The sequence below is a fragment of the Pseudomonas fontis genome (assembly GCF_028656955.1).
Lineage (GTDB): Bacteria > Pseudomonadota > Gammaproteobacteria > Pseudomonadales > Pseudomonadaceae > Aquipseudomonas > Aquipseudomonas fontis.
On sequence record NZ_JAMDGY010000065.1, the window covers coordinates 25,531 to 40,588 of the forward strand.

The following is a 15,058-nucleotide window of genomic DNA, read 5'->3' on the forward strand; positions in this document are numbered from 1 at the left end:
ATGATGCGGCCCATGATCAGAGACCCTTTCGAAAGACTCGGCCTGGACCGCGAAGTCCTGACCGTCAGCCAGCTCAACGGCCGCGCCCGGGTGCTGCTTGAAGACGTGTTCAGCAATATCTGGGTCGAAGGCGAGATCTCCAACCTCGCCCGCCCGGCCTCCGGCCACGTCTACTTCACCCTCAAGGACAGCGGTGCCCAGGTGCGCTGCGCGCTGTTTCGCAACAACGCCGCCCGCGTGCGCCAAGCCCTGCGCGACGGCCTCGCGGTCAAGGTGCGCGGCAAGGTTTCGCTGTTCGAAGGACGCGGCGACTATCAACTGATCCTCGATACCGTCGAGCCCGCTGGTGACGGCGCGCTGCGCCTGGCCTTCGATGCGCTGAAGGAAAAGCTCAGTGCCGAGGGCCTGTTCAGCGCCGAGCGCAAACGCGCCCTGCCCGCTCACCCGCAACGCATCGGCATCATCAGTTCACCCACCGGTGCGGTGATTCGCGACATCATCAGCGTGTTCCGCCGCCGTGCCCCGCAGGTCGAGCTGAACCTGATCCCCACCGCCGTGCAAGGCCGCGAAGCCATCAACCAGATCGTCCGCGCGCTGCAACGCGCCGACGCGCAAGGGTTCGATGCGCTGATCCTGGCCCGTGGCGGCGGTTCGCTGGAAGACCTCTGGTGCTTCAACGAGGAGGCCGTGGCCCGCGCCATTGCCGCCTGTGTCACACCGATTGTCAGCGCCGTCGGCCATGAAACCGATGTATCGATCAGCGACTTCGTCGCCGACGTCCGCGCACCCACGCCCTCAGCCGCAGCCGAACTGCTGGCGCCCGACAGCAGTGACCTGCAACGTCGACTCGAAAGCCTGCACCGGCGCCTGTTGCTGCGCATCCAGAACCGCCTGGCCCACGACCGCCTGCGCCTGGACGGCCTGACCCGGCGCCTGCGCCATCCTGGCGAACGCCTGCGCCAGCAAGCGCAGCGCCTGGACGACCTGGACATGCGCCTGCGCCGCGCCTTCGAACAACGCCTGAACCAGCGCCGCGAGCGCTTGGCGCGTCTCGACACACGCCTGGCCGCGCAGCACCCGGGACGTACGCTGGCGCTGCACAAGCAGCGCCTGGAAAACCTCGCCGAACGCCTGCCACGGGCGATGCGCGAAGCCCTCAAGGACCGTCGCCTGCAATTGCAGGCGCAGGTGCAAACCCTCCAAGTGGTCAGCCCGCTGGCCACCCTGGGGCGCGGCTACAGCATCCTGCTCGACGAGCGCGGCCAGGCGATCCGCAGCGCCGCGCAGACGCAGAACGGCCAACGCCTCACCGCCCGCCTCGGCGAAGGCGAGTTGCAGGTGCGCGTCGAGGACAACCACCTGACCCCGGTCACGCTTTCACTTCTGGACTGACTCATGCCCCGTTTGCTTGCCCCCCTGCTTATGCTTTGCCTGACCTTCGCCAGCGCCGCGCAAGCCAGCTATATCACCCGCCAGTTGAACAAGCCGGTACCCGGCGGCGTTGCCGTCGTCGACCTCGGCCCGAGCGCCCAGGCGCCGCAAGCCCGCTTCGATGGCAAGCCGGTGCTGGTGGTGAAGGAGCAGGACAACTGGCTGGCCATCGTCGGCCTGCCGCTGACGCAAAAACCCGGCACCGCGACCCTGACCCAGGGCGGGCGCCAGCTGAGCTTCAGCGTCGGCAGCAAGAAGTACCCCGAGCAACGCATCACCCTGAAGAACAAGCGCCAGGTAAACCCCGAGCCTGCCGACCTCAAGCGCATCGACGCCGAGCTGGCAGAGCAGGTACGCGCCTACCGCAGCTTCAGCCCGAACGTGCCGAGCAACCTGCTGTTCGACAAGCCCGTCAACGGCCCGCTGTCGAGCCGCTTTGGCGTGCGTCGCTTCTTCAATGGCGAAGAGCGCAACCCGCACGCCGGCCTGGACTTCGCCGTGCCCGCCGGCACCCCGATCAAGACCCCGACCAACGGCAAGGTGATCCTCATCGGCAACTATTTCTTCAACGGCAACACCGTGTTCGTCGACCATGGCCAGGGCTTCATCAGCATGTTCTGCCACATGTCGAAAATCGACGTCAAAGCCGGCCAGCAGCTCAGCCGTGGCGCCGTGGTCGGCCGGGTTGGCGCGACCGGGCGTGCGACCGGGCCGCACATGCACTGGAACGTCAGCCTGAACGATGCGCGGGTCGATCCGGCGATCTTTATCGGGGCCTTCCAGCCCTGAGGCGTGGGTTGCGCCAAAGCAAAAGACCGCGCAACAGGCGCGGTCTTTTTGCAACTGCATCGCTATAAAATCTCGAGAACTTTGACTTTTTAAGCATTTCTCTCAATTTTTTCGCAGCGCTTGCCATCTTTCACCTCACTGGTTAGGGTTGAGCACATGAAGACCTTCCAGACCCTCATCCTGCTTCGCCAACATCGCAGCCTTTGCCTGGTCAGTGCCCGACTACCAAGCTGAATCGCGTCGCCTCGCCTTTTCATCTCGTATTCGCTCGGCAGGCCCCTTTCAAGGCCGCACACAAAAGGATTGCTTCCATGACCATGCTCAAAGACCCTTCGAACAAGTACCGCGCATTTCCAACCATCGATCTGCCCGACCGTACCTGGCCTTCGAAGACCATCACCCAGGCGCCGATCTGGTGCAGTTCCGACCTGCGTGACGGTAACCAGTCGCTGATCGAGCCGATGGATGCGGTAAAAAAACTGCGCTTCTGGAAAACCCTGGTCAGCGTTGGCGTGAAAGAGATCGAAGCCTCGTTCCCGTCCGCCTCGCAAACCGATTTCGACTTCGTGCGTACCCTGATCGAAGACGGTCACATCCCCGCGGACACCACCATCCAGGTGCTGACCCAGGCCCGTGAAGACCTGATCGCGCGTACCTTCGAGTCGCTGCGCGGGGCCAAGAAGGCCATCGTGCACCTGTACAACGCCACCTGCCCGTCGTTCCGCCGCATTGTCTTCAACCAGGACAAGCAAGGCGTGAAGGACATCGCGGTGAACGCGGCCAAGCTGTTCGTCAAATATGCCGCCCAGCAGCCAGACACCCAGTGGACCTTCCAGTATTCGCCAGAGACCTTCAGCGCGACTGAAATGGAGTTCGCCAAGGAAGTCTGCGACGCGGTGATTGCCGTGTGGAACCCGACCCCGGAACACAAGATCATCCTCAACCTGCCGGCCACTGTCGAAGTGTCGACGCCGAACGTGTATGCCGACCAGATCGAGTGGTTCTGCCGCAACGTCAGCCGTCGTGACAGCGTGATCATCAGCCTGCACACCCACAACGACCGTGGCACTGGCGTGGCCGCCACCGAACTGGGCCTGATGGCCGGCGCCGACCGTGCCGAAGGCTGCCTGTTCGGCAACGGCGAGCGTACCGGCAACGTCGACCTGGTGACCCTGGCGTTGAACCTCTACACCCAGGGCATCAACCCGGGCCTGGACTTCTCCGATATCGACGGCGTGCGCAAGGTCGTCGAAGAGTGCAACCAGTTGCCGGTGCACCCACGTCACCCGTATGTCGGCGACCTGGTGCACACGGCGTTCTCCGGTTCGCACCAGGACGCTATCCGCAAAGGCTTCACCCAGCAGAAGGAAGACGGCGTATGGGAAGTCCCGTACCTGCCGATCGACCCGGCCGACATCGGCCGCAGCTACGAGGCGGTGATCCGCGTCAACAGCCAGTCCGGCAAGGGTGGCATCACCTACCTGCTCGAACAGGAATACGGCATCAGCCTGCCGCGTCGCATGCAGATCGAGTTCAGCCAGGTGGTACAGGGCGAAACCGATCGCCTGGGCCTGGAGATGACTGCCGAACAGATCTACAAGCTGTTGCAGCGCGAATACCTGCAAGCCAACGCCCCTTACGCCATGGTCAGCCATCGCCTGCAGGAAGAGAACGGCAACAGCAAGGTGGAAGTGGAAGTGTCTGGCGAGGGTGAAACCACCCTGCACTGGCGCGGCAAGGGCAACGGTGCCCTGGAAGCCCTGGTGGCCGGCCTGCCGGTAGCCGTGGAAATCATGGACTACAACGAGCACGCCATCGGTGCCGGCACCAATGCCAAGGCCGCTGCCTACATCGAGCTGCGTGTGGCGGGTGGGCGTCCGGTGCACGGTGTGGGGATCGATGAGAACATCACCACCGCCAGCTTCAAGGCCTTGTTCAGCGCCCTGAACCGCTCGCTGACCCAGCAGGCAGCCAGCAAGGCGGCATGAGCCGCGACTGACTGAATGCAGTAGCTGAAATGCCCGCCTCCTTGCACGAGGCGGGCATTTTTGTTTGTTTTGCAGGCTTCATCGCCGGCAAGGTCGCCTCCCACGAGATAGGTTCTACAGGCAAAAAAAAGGGGCGCCGACCAAGCGCCCCCTAAAGCCGTACAGCACACAACGAATTCGTATCAGTCCAGCAAGGCCAGGGCCTCGGCGCTGCACGCCTGAATGCGGGCCCAGTCGCGGTTCTTCACCCAGCTGCTTTCAAACATCCAGGTTCCGCCCACGCACATCACGTTGGACAGGGCCATGTAGTTCTTCAGATTGCCCGGGTTCACCCCACCCGTCGGGCAGAAGCGCACTTCACCGAACGGCCCGCCAAAAGCCTTGATCGCTGCCACACCACCGCTGATCTCCGCAGGGAACAGCTTGAAGCGACGATAGCCCAGGGCGTAGCCCATCATGATTTCCGAGGCACTGCTGATACCCGGCAGCAAGGGCAAGGCGCTTTCCACGCCCGCTTCGAGAATGTCCTGGGTGCAACCGGGGGTGACGATAAATTGCGCACCGGCCTGCTCGACCGCCGCCAGCATGCTGCGATCCAGCACCGTGCCCGCACCGATGCACAGCTCAGGACGCTGCTCACGCAGCACACGGATGGCCTTGAGGCCATGCTCCGAACGCAGGGTGATTTCCAGCGTCTTCAAGCCTCCGGCTGCCAGCGCATCGGCCAGCGGCAGGATGTCTTCCTCGCGGGCGATGGTGATCACCGGGAGGATCTTCGCCTGGCTGCAGATCTGGTCGATGCGGGCGATCTTGTCGGCCATGGAAGTACCCGGCTGCTTAAGTTCTAGCGTGGTCATAACGGCGGGTCCTTGGCTCATGGGCACCAGTAAATATCCAGAGAAGCGTGAAGAAATGCGCGAATCGGCAGTTCAGTCGGGTCATCCCCGGCCAGCGCGGCGCGCAGGGTAGCGAGTTTGCCCGGGCCTTGCACGGACAACGCGGTAAACACAGCCTTGCCCAGCACCCGGCGGGTCAGGCTCAGGCGCTGATGCGGCACGCTCGGCGCCAGCATCGGCAGGCAACGGCGCGCGCCGTCTGGCTGCAAGCCTTCGGCAAGGTTGCTGTTGCCGGGGAACAGCGAAGCGGTATGCCCGTCATCGCCCATGCCCAGCACCAGCACATCAATCGGGCCCAGCTCGGCCAGCGCCTGATCGGCGTGCAGCGCTGCCGCCTCAAGATTGGCAGCCGGGCTGTACAGCCCGAGGAAGCGCGCCTTGGCCACCGGGCCGACCAGCAGATAACGCTTGAGCAGGCCGGCGTTGCTGTCGGCATGCTCAACCGGCACCCAGCGTTCATCGGCCAGGCTGATAACCACCTTCGACCAGTCCAGCGGCTGTTGCACCAGGCTCTGGAAGAACGCCACCGGGCTGCGCCCGCCGGAAACCACCAGGGTTGCCACGCCATTGCCGGCAATCGCCGCGCGCAGGCGCTCGGCAACGTCATGCGCCAGGCCATCGGCCAACTTCGCCGGGGTTGTGTAGTCGTGTGCGGTTACCGAAGCCGGCAACTGCAAATCAGATATCGCCATACCATGCCCTCCCGTCGCGGGTAATCAGTGCAATCGAGCTCATCGGCCCCCAGGTGCCCGCCGCATAGGGCTTGGGGGCTTCGCCGGACTGTTTCCAGCCGGCAATCAACTGATCGCACCACTTCCACGCGTATTCGATTTCATCCTTGCGAACAAACAGGTTCTGATTGCCGCGCATCACTTCCAGCAACAACCGCTCATAGGCATCGGGGATCCGCGCGCTACGCCAGGTGTCGGAAAAATTCAGTTGCAGCGGGCCGCTGCGCAGTTGCATGCCCTTGTCCAGACCCTGCTCCTTGGTCATCACCCGCAGCGAGATACCTTCATCGGGCTGCAAGCGGATGATCAGCTTGTTGCCGATCTGCAAACGCTGTTCCGCGGCGAAGATATAGTGCTGCGGTTCCTTGAAATGGATGACGATCTGCGACAGCTTTTGCGGCATGCGCTTGCCGGTGCGCAGGTAGAACGGCACGCCGGCCCAGCGCCAGTTGCGAATATCGGCACGCAGGGCGACGAAGGTTTCGGTGTCGCTCTGGGTGTTGGAATTTTCTTCCTCCAGGTACCCCGGCACCGAGTGCCCCTCGCTGTAGCCAGCGATGTACTGGCCGCGCACCACCTGGGTGCTCAGGCCCTCACCGCTGATCGGCGCCAGGGCCTTGAGCACCTTGACCTTCTCGTCGCGGATGCTGTCGGCAGAGAGGTCGCTGGGCGGGTCCATGGCAATCAGGCAAAGCAGCTGCAACAGGTGGTTCTGGATCATGTCGCGCAATTGCCCGGCCTGATCGAAATAGCCCCAGCGCCCCTCGATGCCGACCTTCTCGGCCACGGTGATTTCCACGTGGGAGATGGAGTTCTGGTTCCACTGGGTCTCGAACAGGCTGTTGGCAAAGCGCAGGGCAATCAGGTTCTGCACCGTCTCCTTGCCCAGGTAATGGTCGATCCGGTAGACGCGGTTTTCCGGGAAGTACTGGGCCACCGCATCGTTGACCCGACGCGAAGACTCCAGGTCATGGCCGATGGGCTTTTCCAGCACCACGCGGGTCTGCGCACTCAGGCCGGCCTTGTCGAGGTTCTCGCAAATGGCCCCGTACACCGCCGCTGGCGTGGCGAAATAGGCGATCAGTTGGCTGCTGGGCACAACCTGCGCGGCCAGCGCCTGGTAATCGTCGGCCTTGACGAAGTCGACGTGCAGGTAACTCAGCCGGGCAACAAAGCGTTGCAACACTTCGGCTTCGATCTCGCCCTTGGCGACGAACTCATGCAGGTGCGCCTCGATCGCCGCCAGATGCTCCTGCGCCGTACCCGCTTCGCGGGCCAGCGCCAGCACACGGGTGTGCTCATGCAGCAGGCCGGCACGATCCAGTTGGTAGAGCGCCGGAAACAGCTTGCGCAACGCCAGGTCGCCCAGGGCGCCGAACAGGGCAAAGGTGCAAGGTTCTACGGTGATCGAGGCCATGATGTTGGTTCTTTTATCAAGTTGACGTAGAAATACCGTTTTCAATCGCAGTTTTCAAGGAATAATGTAGTAAAAACCACAACATTTATCCCCTTTCACAGATACAAGTGGTGTGCCAACCATGCCATCAGTACGATAGGCCACCGTGACAAAAAGCCGCTTGCCCGCGACAACCGGCTGCATTCTCGACCCAAGGAACCCCCATGGACCGCGTGCGAAACCTCCTGGAGCAGATCCAGGGCCGCCTCGAAGAGCTGAACAAGGCTGAGCGCAAAGTCGCCGAAGTCATTCTGCTCAACCCACAGCAGGCCACCCGCTTCAGCATTGCTGCACTGGCCCAGGCCGCCAAGGTCAGCGAGCCGACCGTCAACCGCTTCTGCCGCTCGTTCGGCGTCAGTGGCTATCCGGAACTCAAGCTGCAACTGGCGCAGAGCCTGGCCAGCGGCGCGGCCTACGTCAGCCGTGCAGTGGAAGCCAATGATGATCCGAGCGCCTACACCCAGAAGATCTTCGGCAGCGCCATTGCCTCGCTGGACAGCGCCTGCCAGCAACTTGACCCGCAACTGATCAGCCGCGCCGTCGACATGCTGATCCAGGCCCGACAGATCCACTTCTTCGGCCTCGGTGCCTCGGCGCCGGTGGCACTGGATGCGCAGCACAAATTCTTCCGTTTCAACCTTGCCGTGTCGGCCCACGCCGATGTGCTGATGCAGCGCATGCTGGCCTCGGTGGCCCACACCGGTGAATTGTTCGTGATCATTTCCTACACCGGACGCACCCGCGAACTGGTCGAGGTTGCCCGCCTGGCCCGGGAAAACGGCGCCTCGGTGCTCGGACTGACCGCTGCCGACTCGCCGCTGGCCAAGGCCAGCAGCCTGAGCTTGAATATCCCGCTGCCGGAAGACACCGACATCTACATGCCGATGACGTCACGGATCATCCAGTTGACCGTGCTCGATGTGCTCGCCACCGGCATGACCCTGCGCCGGGGCGTGGACTTCCAGCCGCACCTGCGCAAGATCAAGGAAAGCCTCAACGCCAGCCGCTACCCGATCGATGACGAGCTCAATTGAGCAAGTGCGCCTGCAAGCGCAGATGAGCCTGCTCACCCGGCGCCAGGCTGAGGCAATCGCTGCTGCCGCTGGCCGCCTCGACGCAGACGAACCCCAGAGTCTCGCTGCCACTGACGCCCATCAGCGGGCGGTTGCCCGGGTGCCAGACCACGGTGTCCTCACTGTCGCCGGTATCGATGCACAGCTGGCGTTCCCAGGCTGGGTCGTGCAGCTGTAGCGTGGCGGCATTCTGGAACACCCGCTGGCAGCCGCCATGCACCCTCAAGGCGCCCTTCTGCTGGCAGGCCTGACGGTTCAAATGGTCGTAACCTCGTGCATTCTCTAGCCCAGATAGCGCTATCTCAGAAACGTCACTAATACGCCAGTAGGCCAGCAGAGCATGACTCAATTGGCACGGCAGGCTGTCCTGGTGCTCGGTTCGCAGCTCCAGCTCCATGCCTTCGCCCAGGGTCGCGTGCAGGTCGACAGTCCATTCACACAGCTGCAAACGCCATTGCAGGCTCACGCCCTGCTCGGTTTCGCTGCTGTCGATGAGTTTCCAGTCGAGCAGGCGCGCCCAGCCATGGGCCGGCCACATGTCTTCACTGGGGTGACGGCCATACCAGGGCCAGCACACGGGCACACCACCACGAATGGCACCCACTTGCGGCCATTGGGCCGCGCACCACAGCCAGGGTTTTTCCCCGCGTGGTTGGAAATGCAACAACTGCGCGCCTTGGCGGCTGAAGACGGCCTGGCACTGCGGGTGATCGATGATCAGCACATCGCGCTGTTGATAGCGCTCCCACGCGAAGGTCGGCCGCGGCCGCTGCGAGGTGAAAAAGCGCTGGAGCGGGTGCTCTGGCATGGTTTGGACTCTGAGTGATTGTTATGGCCCTATCGCTGGCAAGGCCAGCTCCCACAGAAAAGCTCGGGTTGCAGCTTTCTGTGGGAGCTGGCCTTGCCAGCGATCGACCGCATGGCGGTCGCGAATGGCGTAAATTTACAACAAAATGCTTCAGAACACCGACTGAATCTTCAAACCGGCGACGATCGCGTTGTCCACCTCGTCGACCCCACCCGGACGCTTGATGTATTGCAGGTTCGGCCGCACGGTCAGCCAGTTGGTGACGTGGAAGCCGTAGTAGAGCTCGGCGTTGTACTCGGTGCGTTGCAGCGGCACGAAATCCATGTCGTTGTAGTCACTGATGCCACTACCGGCGTTGAGCTGTTCGGCACGCTTCTTCACGTCGTCATTGACGTGGATGCGCGCCACGCCGAAGCCGATATCGTCCTTGGGCCGCGAATCGAACGCGCCCTTGTAGACCATCCCGACCTGCTGGTAGTTGTCGACCACGTTGGTGGCCTTGTCGTGCACGGTGAAGTTGGCAAACAGGCTCAGGCCGCGATTGGCGTCGCCGTTGTGGGCGGTCACCTGTTGCTGCGCCACCACCCACCAGCCATGCTTGCTGGAGTGCGACTTGAAGTCCTGGCCGGTGACGCCTTGCGGCTGGCCATTGACGTCTTCATAGATATCGTCGGCCTTGGCCGTGCTGTAGTAGTAGCCCAGACGGTACTCACCCGGCAGGTCGTTGACCTTCGGCGACCACACCAGCTCCACCGGCAGGATCATGCCCTTGGTGCCGCTGCCGCTGAGCTTGAAACCGTTGCCGGTTTCCAGGTTCGAGGGGTTCTGCTCATACACGCCCACCTGGGCGAAGAACTCCGGCGTGAGGTTGTATTTGACCCGCAACGCCCACTGGCTGACCGGCCAGTTGTACCAGATGCTGCCGACCCAGTTGCCCACCTGGGAGCCGCAGAACGCCAGGTTCTGGAAGTCGCAGGGGAAGCTGTTGAAGTCCTCGCCTTCGCCGAAGCGGCCGACCTTCACGTCCAGCGCGCCATCAAAATACTTCTGCTTGACCCACATCTGCGTCAGGCGCCAGGTCTGGCCACGCCCCCAGACTTCCTGCACCGAGCTGAACTGCCCGGCACGCGGGTCGCTGATGCGGTCGTTGGACAGGTTGCGCCCGCTACGCTCGGTGATCGCCAGCTTGAACTCGGCGTCATGCCAGCCAAGGATCTTCTCCAGGTCCAGCTTCGCACCCAGGCCGAACTGGTCGCTGTAGCGCGCGGTCTTGTCGTCGTTGTAGCCACCCTTGAGGTTGCCGGCGATTTCGCCGACGTATTCCAGCGAGAAGTCGTAGCCCTTCTCCAGCAGCTCGGTCCGGGTGCCGCCCCAGTCACCGCTCATCCACTTCGACTCGGGATCAAAGGCGCCGGCAGCCTGCGCCCCGCAACTGACCCCAAAGGCCGCCAGCAACGCCAGCGAGCCCAGCGGCTTGATGTGCTTGTAATGGTCCATCCCCTGTTTCCTCGTTTTATTGTTCTTGATGGTTTTCACGATTTACAACGAATTCAGCGACCCTTGAATTGCGCGACGTTGTCGCGACCTGGCGTGGCGAGCGGCTGGCCGACCAGCCCCAGGCGCTCCCCCGTCAGCGCATCGAACAGCAGCACCCGGGCCGGGTCGAACTGCAGCGTCAGGGTCTCACCCACCTGGGCCGGCACATCCGGCGCCAGGCGGCAGCAGACTTTGGTCTGGTTGAGGGTGACGAACACCAGCAGGTCCGGCCCGGTCGGCTCGGTGATCTGCACTTCGGCGCGAATGCTCGGCAGGCCATTGGCTTCAGCCGGGGCCAGGCTGATCTGCTCGGGGCGAATCCCCAGGATCACCTCGCGGTCTTCCAGGCCGGCATCGCTCATGCCCAAAGGCAATTCGCAACGCGCCTGGCCGCTGTCGAGCAGGGCCAGCAGGCGCCCCTCCTTGCGTTGCAAGCGCAGTGGGATGAAGTTCATCGGTGGCGAACCAATGAAGCTCGCCACGAACAGGTTGGCCGGGTCGTTGTAGATCTGCTGCGGGGTGCCGAACTGCTGGATCAGCCCGTCCTTCATCACCGCTACCTTGTCGCCCAGGGTCATCGCCTCGATCTGGTCGTGGGTGACATAGACCGTAGTGGTCTTCAGGCGCTGGTGCATCAGCTTGATTTCAGTGCGCATCTCGACCCGCAGCTTGGCGTCGAGGTTGGACAGTGGCTCGTCGAACAGGTAGATCTTCGGCCGCCGCGCCAGCGCCCGGCCCATCGCCACGCGCTGCTGCTGGCCGCCCGAGAGCTGGCCGGGCTTGCGCCCGAGCAGGTGTTCGATCTGCAACAGCTTGGCCACCCGCGCGACTTCTTCGTCGATGGCGGCGGGCGGCATCTTGCGGATCTTCAGGCCGAAGGCGATGTTGTCGCGCACGTTCATGGTCGGGTACAGCGCATAGGACTGGAAGACCATGGCGATGTCGCGGTCCTTCGGGCTCATGCCACTGATGTCGGCGTCGTCGACCAGGATCGCCCCGCCGCTGATCTGCTCAAGGCCGGCGATGCAGTTCATCAGGGTCGACTTGCCGCAGCCGGACGGGCCGACCAGGATCAGGAACTCGCCCGAGTCGATCTTCAGCCCGATGCTTTTCAAAGTGTCCGGCAAGCCGCTGCCGTAGGTCTTGTTGACGTTACGCAATTCAAGCGTTGCCATGTTTCACCCCTTGACCGCGCCGGCGGTGAGCCCACGCAGGAAATACTTGCCAGCCAGCACATAGACCAACAGGGTCGGTAACCCGGCGATCATCGCCGCCGCCATGTCGACGTTGTATTCCTTGACCCCGGTGCTGGTGTTGACCAGGTTGTTCAGGGCCACGGTGATCGGTTGCGCATCGCCACTGGCGAACACCACACCGAAGAGAAAGTCGTTCCAGATCTGGGTGAACTGCCAGATCAGGCAGACCATGATGATCGGCACCGACATCGGCAGCAGGATCTTCCCGAAGATGGTGAAGAACCCCGCGCCGTCGAGCCGCGCAGCCTGCACCAGGGCGTTGGGCACACTGGTGTAGTAGTTGCGGAAAAACAGCGTGGTGAACGCCAGGCCGTAGACGATGTGCATCAGCACCAGGCCAGTGGTGGTGCTTGCCAGGCCGAGTTTGCCGAGGGTAAAGGAGGCTGGCAGCAGCACGGTCTGGAACGGCAGGAAGCAGCCGAACAGCAACAGGCCGAAGAACAACTGCGAGCCACGGAAGCGCCACATCGACAGCACGTAGCCGTTCAGCGCGCCCAGCAAAGTGGAGATCACAACGGCCGGGAGGGTAATTTTTACCGAGTTCCAGAAGTAGCCGCCGACGGTGTCCCAGGCCTTGATCCAGCCGATCCCGGTGATCACCTCGGGCCAGCTCAGCAGGTTGCCGGTGCGGATGTCGTCGGGGGACTTGAAGCTGGTCAGCAGCATCACCACCAGCGGGATCAGGTACACCGCGCAGGCGGCGATCAGCGTGGCGTAGATCGCCAGGCGGCTGAGGCTCAGGCGACGGGACGCGAGTGCGTTAGTCATGGCGCTTGTTCCTCAGTTCCGAGTACAGGTACGGCACCAGGATCGACAGGATCGCGCCGAGCATCAGGATCGCGCTGGCCGAGCCCATGCCCATTTGCCCGCGACTAAAGGTGAACGAATACATGAACATCGCCGGCAGGTCGGAGGAGTAGCCCGGCCCGCCAGCGGTCATGGCCGCCACCAGGTCGAAGCTCTTGATGGCGATGTGCGCAAGGATCATCAGCGCGCTGAAGAACACCGGGCGCAGGCTTGGCAGGACGATGCGCAGGTAGATGGTCGGCAAGCTGGCGCCATCGACCTGGGCGGCGCGGATGATCGACTGGTCGACGCCGCGCAGGCCGGCGAGGAACAGCGCCATGACGAAGCCCGAGGCTTGCCAGACGGCGGCGATCACCAGGCAGTAGACGACGCGGTCGGGGTCGACCAGCCAGTCCATGCGAAAGCCTTCCCAGCCCCAGTCGCGGAGCATCTTGTCCAGGCCCAGGCCGGGGTTGAGCAACCACTTCCAGGCGGTGCCGGTGACGATCATCGACAGGGCCATGGGGTAGAGGTAGACCGTGCGGATGAAGCCTTCGCGGCGGATGCGCTGGTCGAGCAGTATCGCCAGCAGCACGCCGACCAGCAGGCTGATGCCAATGAACAGGCCACCGAACACCGCCAGGTTTTTACTGGCAACCCACCAGCGGTCGTTCTCCATCAGCTTGGCGTATTGCGTGAGGCCCACCCATTTGTAGCTGGGCATGAAGCTGGAGTTGGTGAACGAGATCAGCAAGGTCCAGAAGATATAGCCATAGAAGCCCACCAGGACGATCAGCATGCTCGGCGCCAGCACCAGTTTTGGCAGCCAGCGTTGCAGTGCGTCGAGGGGTGAGGCCTTGTTGAGTGCGGCAACAGTGCTCATTGGGGAATCTCGAGGTCTGGGCGGTGCCATGCACCGCATCGCCGGCAAGGCCGGCTCCCACAGGTGTAATGGGTGCACATCGGTCTACTGTGGGAGCCGGCCTTGCCGGCGATGCAGCCCCCACAATGTCAGTGCCCAACCATCACTTGGCCGACTTGATCGCCGAGTTCAGCTGCTTGACCGCCTTGGCCGGGTCCGCCTTTGGGTCATTGAGGAAGTTGGTGACCACGTCGAAGATCGCCCCCTGTACCGCCAGGGTCGTCGCCATGTTGTGCGCCATGCTCGGTTGCAGGCCGTCACCCTTTTCGGCTTCCTTGAAGTCTGCCGCCGACTTCTGCGTGCAGGCGTCGAACTGGCTCATGTCCATGTCCTGACGCACTGGCAGCGAGCCCTTGTTCTGGTTGAACACGGTCTGGAATTTCGGCTCCAGCGCGACCTTGGCCAGGTCGTTCTGCGCCTTGATGTCGTTGGCGTCCTTGAGCTTGAACATCACCAGCGAGTCGATGTTGTAGGCGAAACTGCCCTGGGTCCCCGGGAACGGCACACAGGTGTAGTCCTTGCCCGCAACTTTCTTTGCCGCGGTCCATTCGCTCTTGGCCCAGTCACCCATGATCTGCATGCCGGCCTTGCCGTTGATGACCTCGGCAGCGGCAATGTTCCAGTCACGCCCGGCACGGTTCGGGTCCATGTAGGTGCCCAGGCGCTGCAGGGTCTTGAACACTTCGATCATCTGCGCGCCGGTCAGGGTCGCCTCATCCAGGTCAACGAAGGCCGCGTGATAGCCCTTCGGCCCGAGGATGCTCAACACCAGGTCCTCGAACACCGTGCTGTCCTGCCACGGCTGACCACCATGGGCCAATGGAATGAAACCTGCGGCCTTGAGCTTGTCTGCGGCAACGAACAGCTCGTCCAGCGTGGTCGGCACGCTCGCGCCGGCCTTTTCGAACACCTGCGGGTTGATCCACAGCCAGTTCACCCGGTGAATGTTCACCGGCACGGCCACGTAGTGACCGTCGTACTTCATGATTTCGGCGACTTTCTTCGGCAGCAGGCCATCCCAGTTGTTGGCCTTGGAGACGTCGTCCAGCTCGGTCAACAAGCCCAGCGAGCCCCAATCCTGGATGTCCGGGCCCTTGACCTGCGCCGCCGCCGGCGGGTTGCCCGCCACCGCGCGGCTTTTCAGCACGGTCATGGCCGCAGCACCACCGCCACCGGCCACGGCGTTGTCCTTCCAAATGAAGCCGTCTGCTTCGATTTGTTTCTTGAGGGTATCGACCGCCGCTTTTTCACCACCAGAGGTCCACCAGTGCGTCACTTCGACAGTACCAGGGCCTTCGGCAAGGGCGCTCAGGGGAAGCAGGGAGGCAAGGGCAACGACAGCGGCGAGGCGATTGATCGCATTCATGCGGGAAACCTTTCTTGTTG

At 63.0% G+C, this 15,058-nt stretch carries 13 protein-coding genes; 4 read left to right on the forward strand and 9 right to left on the reverse strand.

Annotated features, from left to right (window positions below; all coding sequences use genetic code 11):
* Positions 1 to 12: 12 nt before the first annotated feature.
* The 3 genes from xseA (at position 13) to leuA (ending at position 4,208) form a co-directional block, all read left to right on the forward strand.
* On the forward strand, positions 13 to 1,392 hold the full coding sequence (gene xseA / locus M5G11_RS19495; RefSeq protein ID WP_273911516.1) for an exodeoxyribonuclease VII large subunit: 1,380 nt from the start codon (positions 13 to 15) through the stop codon (positions 1,390 to 1,392).
* A 3-nt stretch (positions 1,393 to 1,395) separates the two neighbouring features.
* Complete coding sequence (locus tag M5G11_RS19500; protein WP_273911515.1) at positions 1,396 to 2,220, forward strand: M23 family metallopeptidase; 825 nt, start codon at positions 1,396 to 1,398, stop codon at positions 2,218 to 2,220.
* Positions 2,221 to 2,531: 311 nt separating this feature from the next.
* Positions 2,532 to 4,208 carry a 2-isopropylmalate synthase gene (gene leuA / locus M5G11_RS19505; protein WP_273911514.1) on the forward strand — a complete coding sequence of 559 codons (1,677 nt, stop codon included), beginning with the start codon at positions 2,532 to 2,534 and terminating at the stop codon, positions 4,206 to 4,208.
* A gap of 182 nt (positions 4,209 to 4,390) precedes the next feature.
* Here the strand turns inward: leuA and M5G11_RS19510 are convergent, their stop codons facing one another.
* The 3 genes from M5G11_RS19510 to zwf are packed head-to-tail and all read right to left on the reverse strand — an operon-like array spanning position 4,391 to position 7,252.
* The gene (locus tag M5G11_RS19510) at positions 4,391 to 5,065 is read right to left on the reverse strand and encodes a bifunctional 4-hydroxy-2-oxoglutarate aldolase/2-dehydro-3-deoxy-phosphogluconate aldolase (RefSeq protein ID WP_273911513.1); all 675 of its coding nucleotides are present in this window, start codon (positions 5,063 to 5,065) and stop codon (positions 4,391 to 4,393) included.
* Positions 5,066 to 5,082: 17 nt separating this feature from the next.
* On the reverse strand, positions 5,083 to 5,796 hold the full coding sequence (pgl, locus tag M5G11_RS19515) for a 6-phosphogluconolactonase (RefSeq protein ID WP_273911512.1): 714 nt from the start codon (positions 5,794 to 5,796) through the stop codon (positions 5,083 to 5,085).
* Complete coding sequence (gene zwf, locus M5G11_RS19520) at positions 5,783 to 7,252, reverse strand: glucose-6-phosphate dehydrogenase (protein ID WP_273911511.1); 1,470 nt, start codon at positions 7,250 to 7,252, stop codon at positions 5,783 to 5,785. The genes pgl and zwf overlap by 14 nt, the downstream gene beginning before the upstream one ends.
* 212 nt (positions 7,253 to 7,464) lie before the next feature.
* Here zwf and hexR point away from each other — a divergent pair, with 212 nt between their 5' ends.
* Positions 7,465 to 8,325: a DNA-binding transcriptional regulator HexR gene (gene hexR / locus M5G11_RS19525; protein WP_273911535.1), complete on the forward strand. Its 861-nt coding sequence runs from the start codon at positions 7,465 to 7,467 to the stop codon at positions 8,323 to 8,325.
* On the opposite strand, the gene M5G11_RS19530 is transcribed toward hexR, so the two are convergent.
* From M5G11_RS19530 to M5G11_RS19555, 6 genes are all read right to left on the reverse strand, one after another.
* Positions 8,318 to 9,172 (reverse strand): D-hexose-6-phosphate mutarotase, encoded by an 855-nt coding sequence (locus tag M5G11_RS19530; RefSeq protein WP_273911510.1) that lies wholly within the window; start codon positions 9,170 to 9,172, stop codon positions 8,318 to 8,320. The genes hexR and M5G11_RS19530 overlap by 8 nt on opposite strands.
* 150 nt (positions 9,173 to 9,322) lie before the next feature.
* A complete protein-coding gene (locus tag M5G11_RS19535) occupies positions 9,323 to 10,669 on the reverse strand; it encodes a carbohydrate porin (protein ID WP_273911509.1) in 1,347 nt (448 codons plus the stop codon).
* A 53-nt stretch (positions 10,670 to 10,722) separates the two neighbouring features.
* Positions 10,723 to 11,883: an ABC transporter ATP-binding protein gene (locus M5G11_RS19540; RefSeq protein WP_273911508.1), complete on the reverse strand. Its 1,161-nt coding sequence runs from the start codon at positions 11,881 to 11,883 to the stop codon at positions 10,723 to 10,725.
* 3 nt (positions 11,884 to 11,886) lie between these two features.
* The gene (locus M5G11_RS19545; protein WP_273911507.1) at positions 11,887 to 12,732 is read right to left on the reverse strand and encodes a carbohydrate ABC transporter permease; all 846 of its coding nucleotides are present in this window, start codon (positions 12,730 to 12,732) and stop codon (positions 11,887 to 11,889) included.
* Complete coding sequence (locus M5G11_RS19550) at positions 12,725 to 13,633, reverse strand: carbohydrate ABC transporter permease (protein WP_273911506.1); 909 nt, start codon at positions 13,631 to 13,633, stop codon at positions 12,725 to 12,727. The genes M5G11_RS19545 and M5G11_RS19550 overlap by 8 nt, the downstream gene beginning before the upstream one ends.
* Before the next feature lie 142 nt (positions 13,634 to 13,775).
* Entirely contained in the window at positions 13,776 to 15,038 is a 1,263-nt protein-coding gene (locus M5G11_RS19555) for an ABC transporter substrate-binding protein (RefSeq protein WP_273911505.1), read from the reverse strand.
* Positions 15,039 to 15,058: the final 20 nt, after the last annotated feature.

Excerpts from the sequence above, each read along its gene's own strand:
- xseA (WP_273911516.1), top strand. The coding sequence starts at position 13 with ATGATCAGAGACCCTTTCGAAAGACTCGGCCTGGACCGCGAAGTCCTG.
- M5G11_RS19545 (WP_273911507.1), bottom strand. The coding sequence starts at position 12,732 with ATGACTAACGCACTCGCGTCCCGTCGCCTGAGCCTCAGCCGCCTGGCG.
- M5G11_RS19500 (WP_273911515.1), top strand. The coding sequence starts at position 1,396 with ATGCCCCGTTTGCTTGCCCCCCTGCTTATGCTTTGCCTGACCTTCGCC.
- M5G11_RS19530 (WP_273911510.1), bottom strand. The coding sequence starts at position 9,172 with ATGCCAGAGCACCCGCTCCAGCGCTTTTTCACCTCGCAGCGGCCGCGG.
- M5G11_RS19540 (WP_273911508.1), bottom strand. The coding sequence starts at position 11,883 with ATGGCAACGCTTGAATTGCGTAACGTCAACAAGACCTACGGCAGCGGC.
- M5G11_RS19555 (WP_273911505.1), bottom strand. The coding sequence starts at position 15,038 with ATGAATGCGATCAATCGCCTCGCCGCTGTCGTTGCCCTTGCCTCCCTG.
- leuA (WP_273911514.1), top strand. The coding sequence starts at position 2,532 with ATGACCATGCTCAAAGACCCTTCGAACAAGTACCGCGCATTTCCAACC.
- M5G11_RS19550 (WP_273911506.1), bottom strand. The coding sequence starts at position 13,633 with ATGAGCACTGTTGCCGCACTCAACAAGGCCTCACCCCTCGACGCACTG.
- pgl (WP_273911512.1), bottom strand. The coding sequence starts at position 5,796 with ATGGCGATATCTGATTTGCAGTTGCCGGCTTCGGTAACCGCACACGAC.
- zwf (WP_273911511.1), bottom strand. The coding sequence starts at position 7,252 with ATGGCCTCGATCACCGTAGAACCTTGCACCTTTGCCCTGTTCGGCGCC.
- M5G11_RS19535 (WP_273911509.1), bottom strand. The coding sequence starts at position 10,669 with ATGGACCATTACAAGCACATCAAGCCGCTGGGCTCGCTGGCGTTGCTG.
- M5G11_RS19510 (WP_273911513.1), bottom strand. The coding sequence starts at position 5,065 with ATGACCACGCTAGAACTTAAGCAGCCGGGTACTTCCATGGCCGACAAG.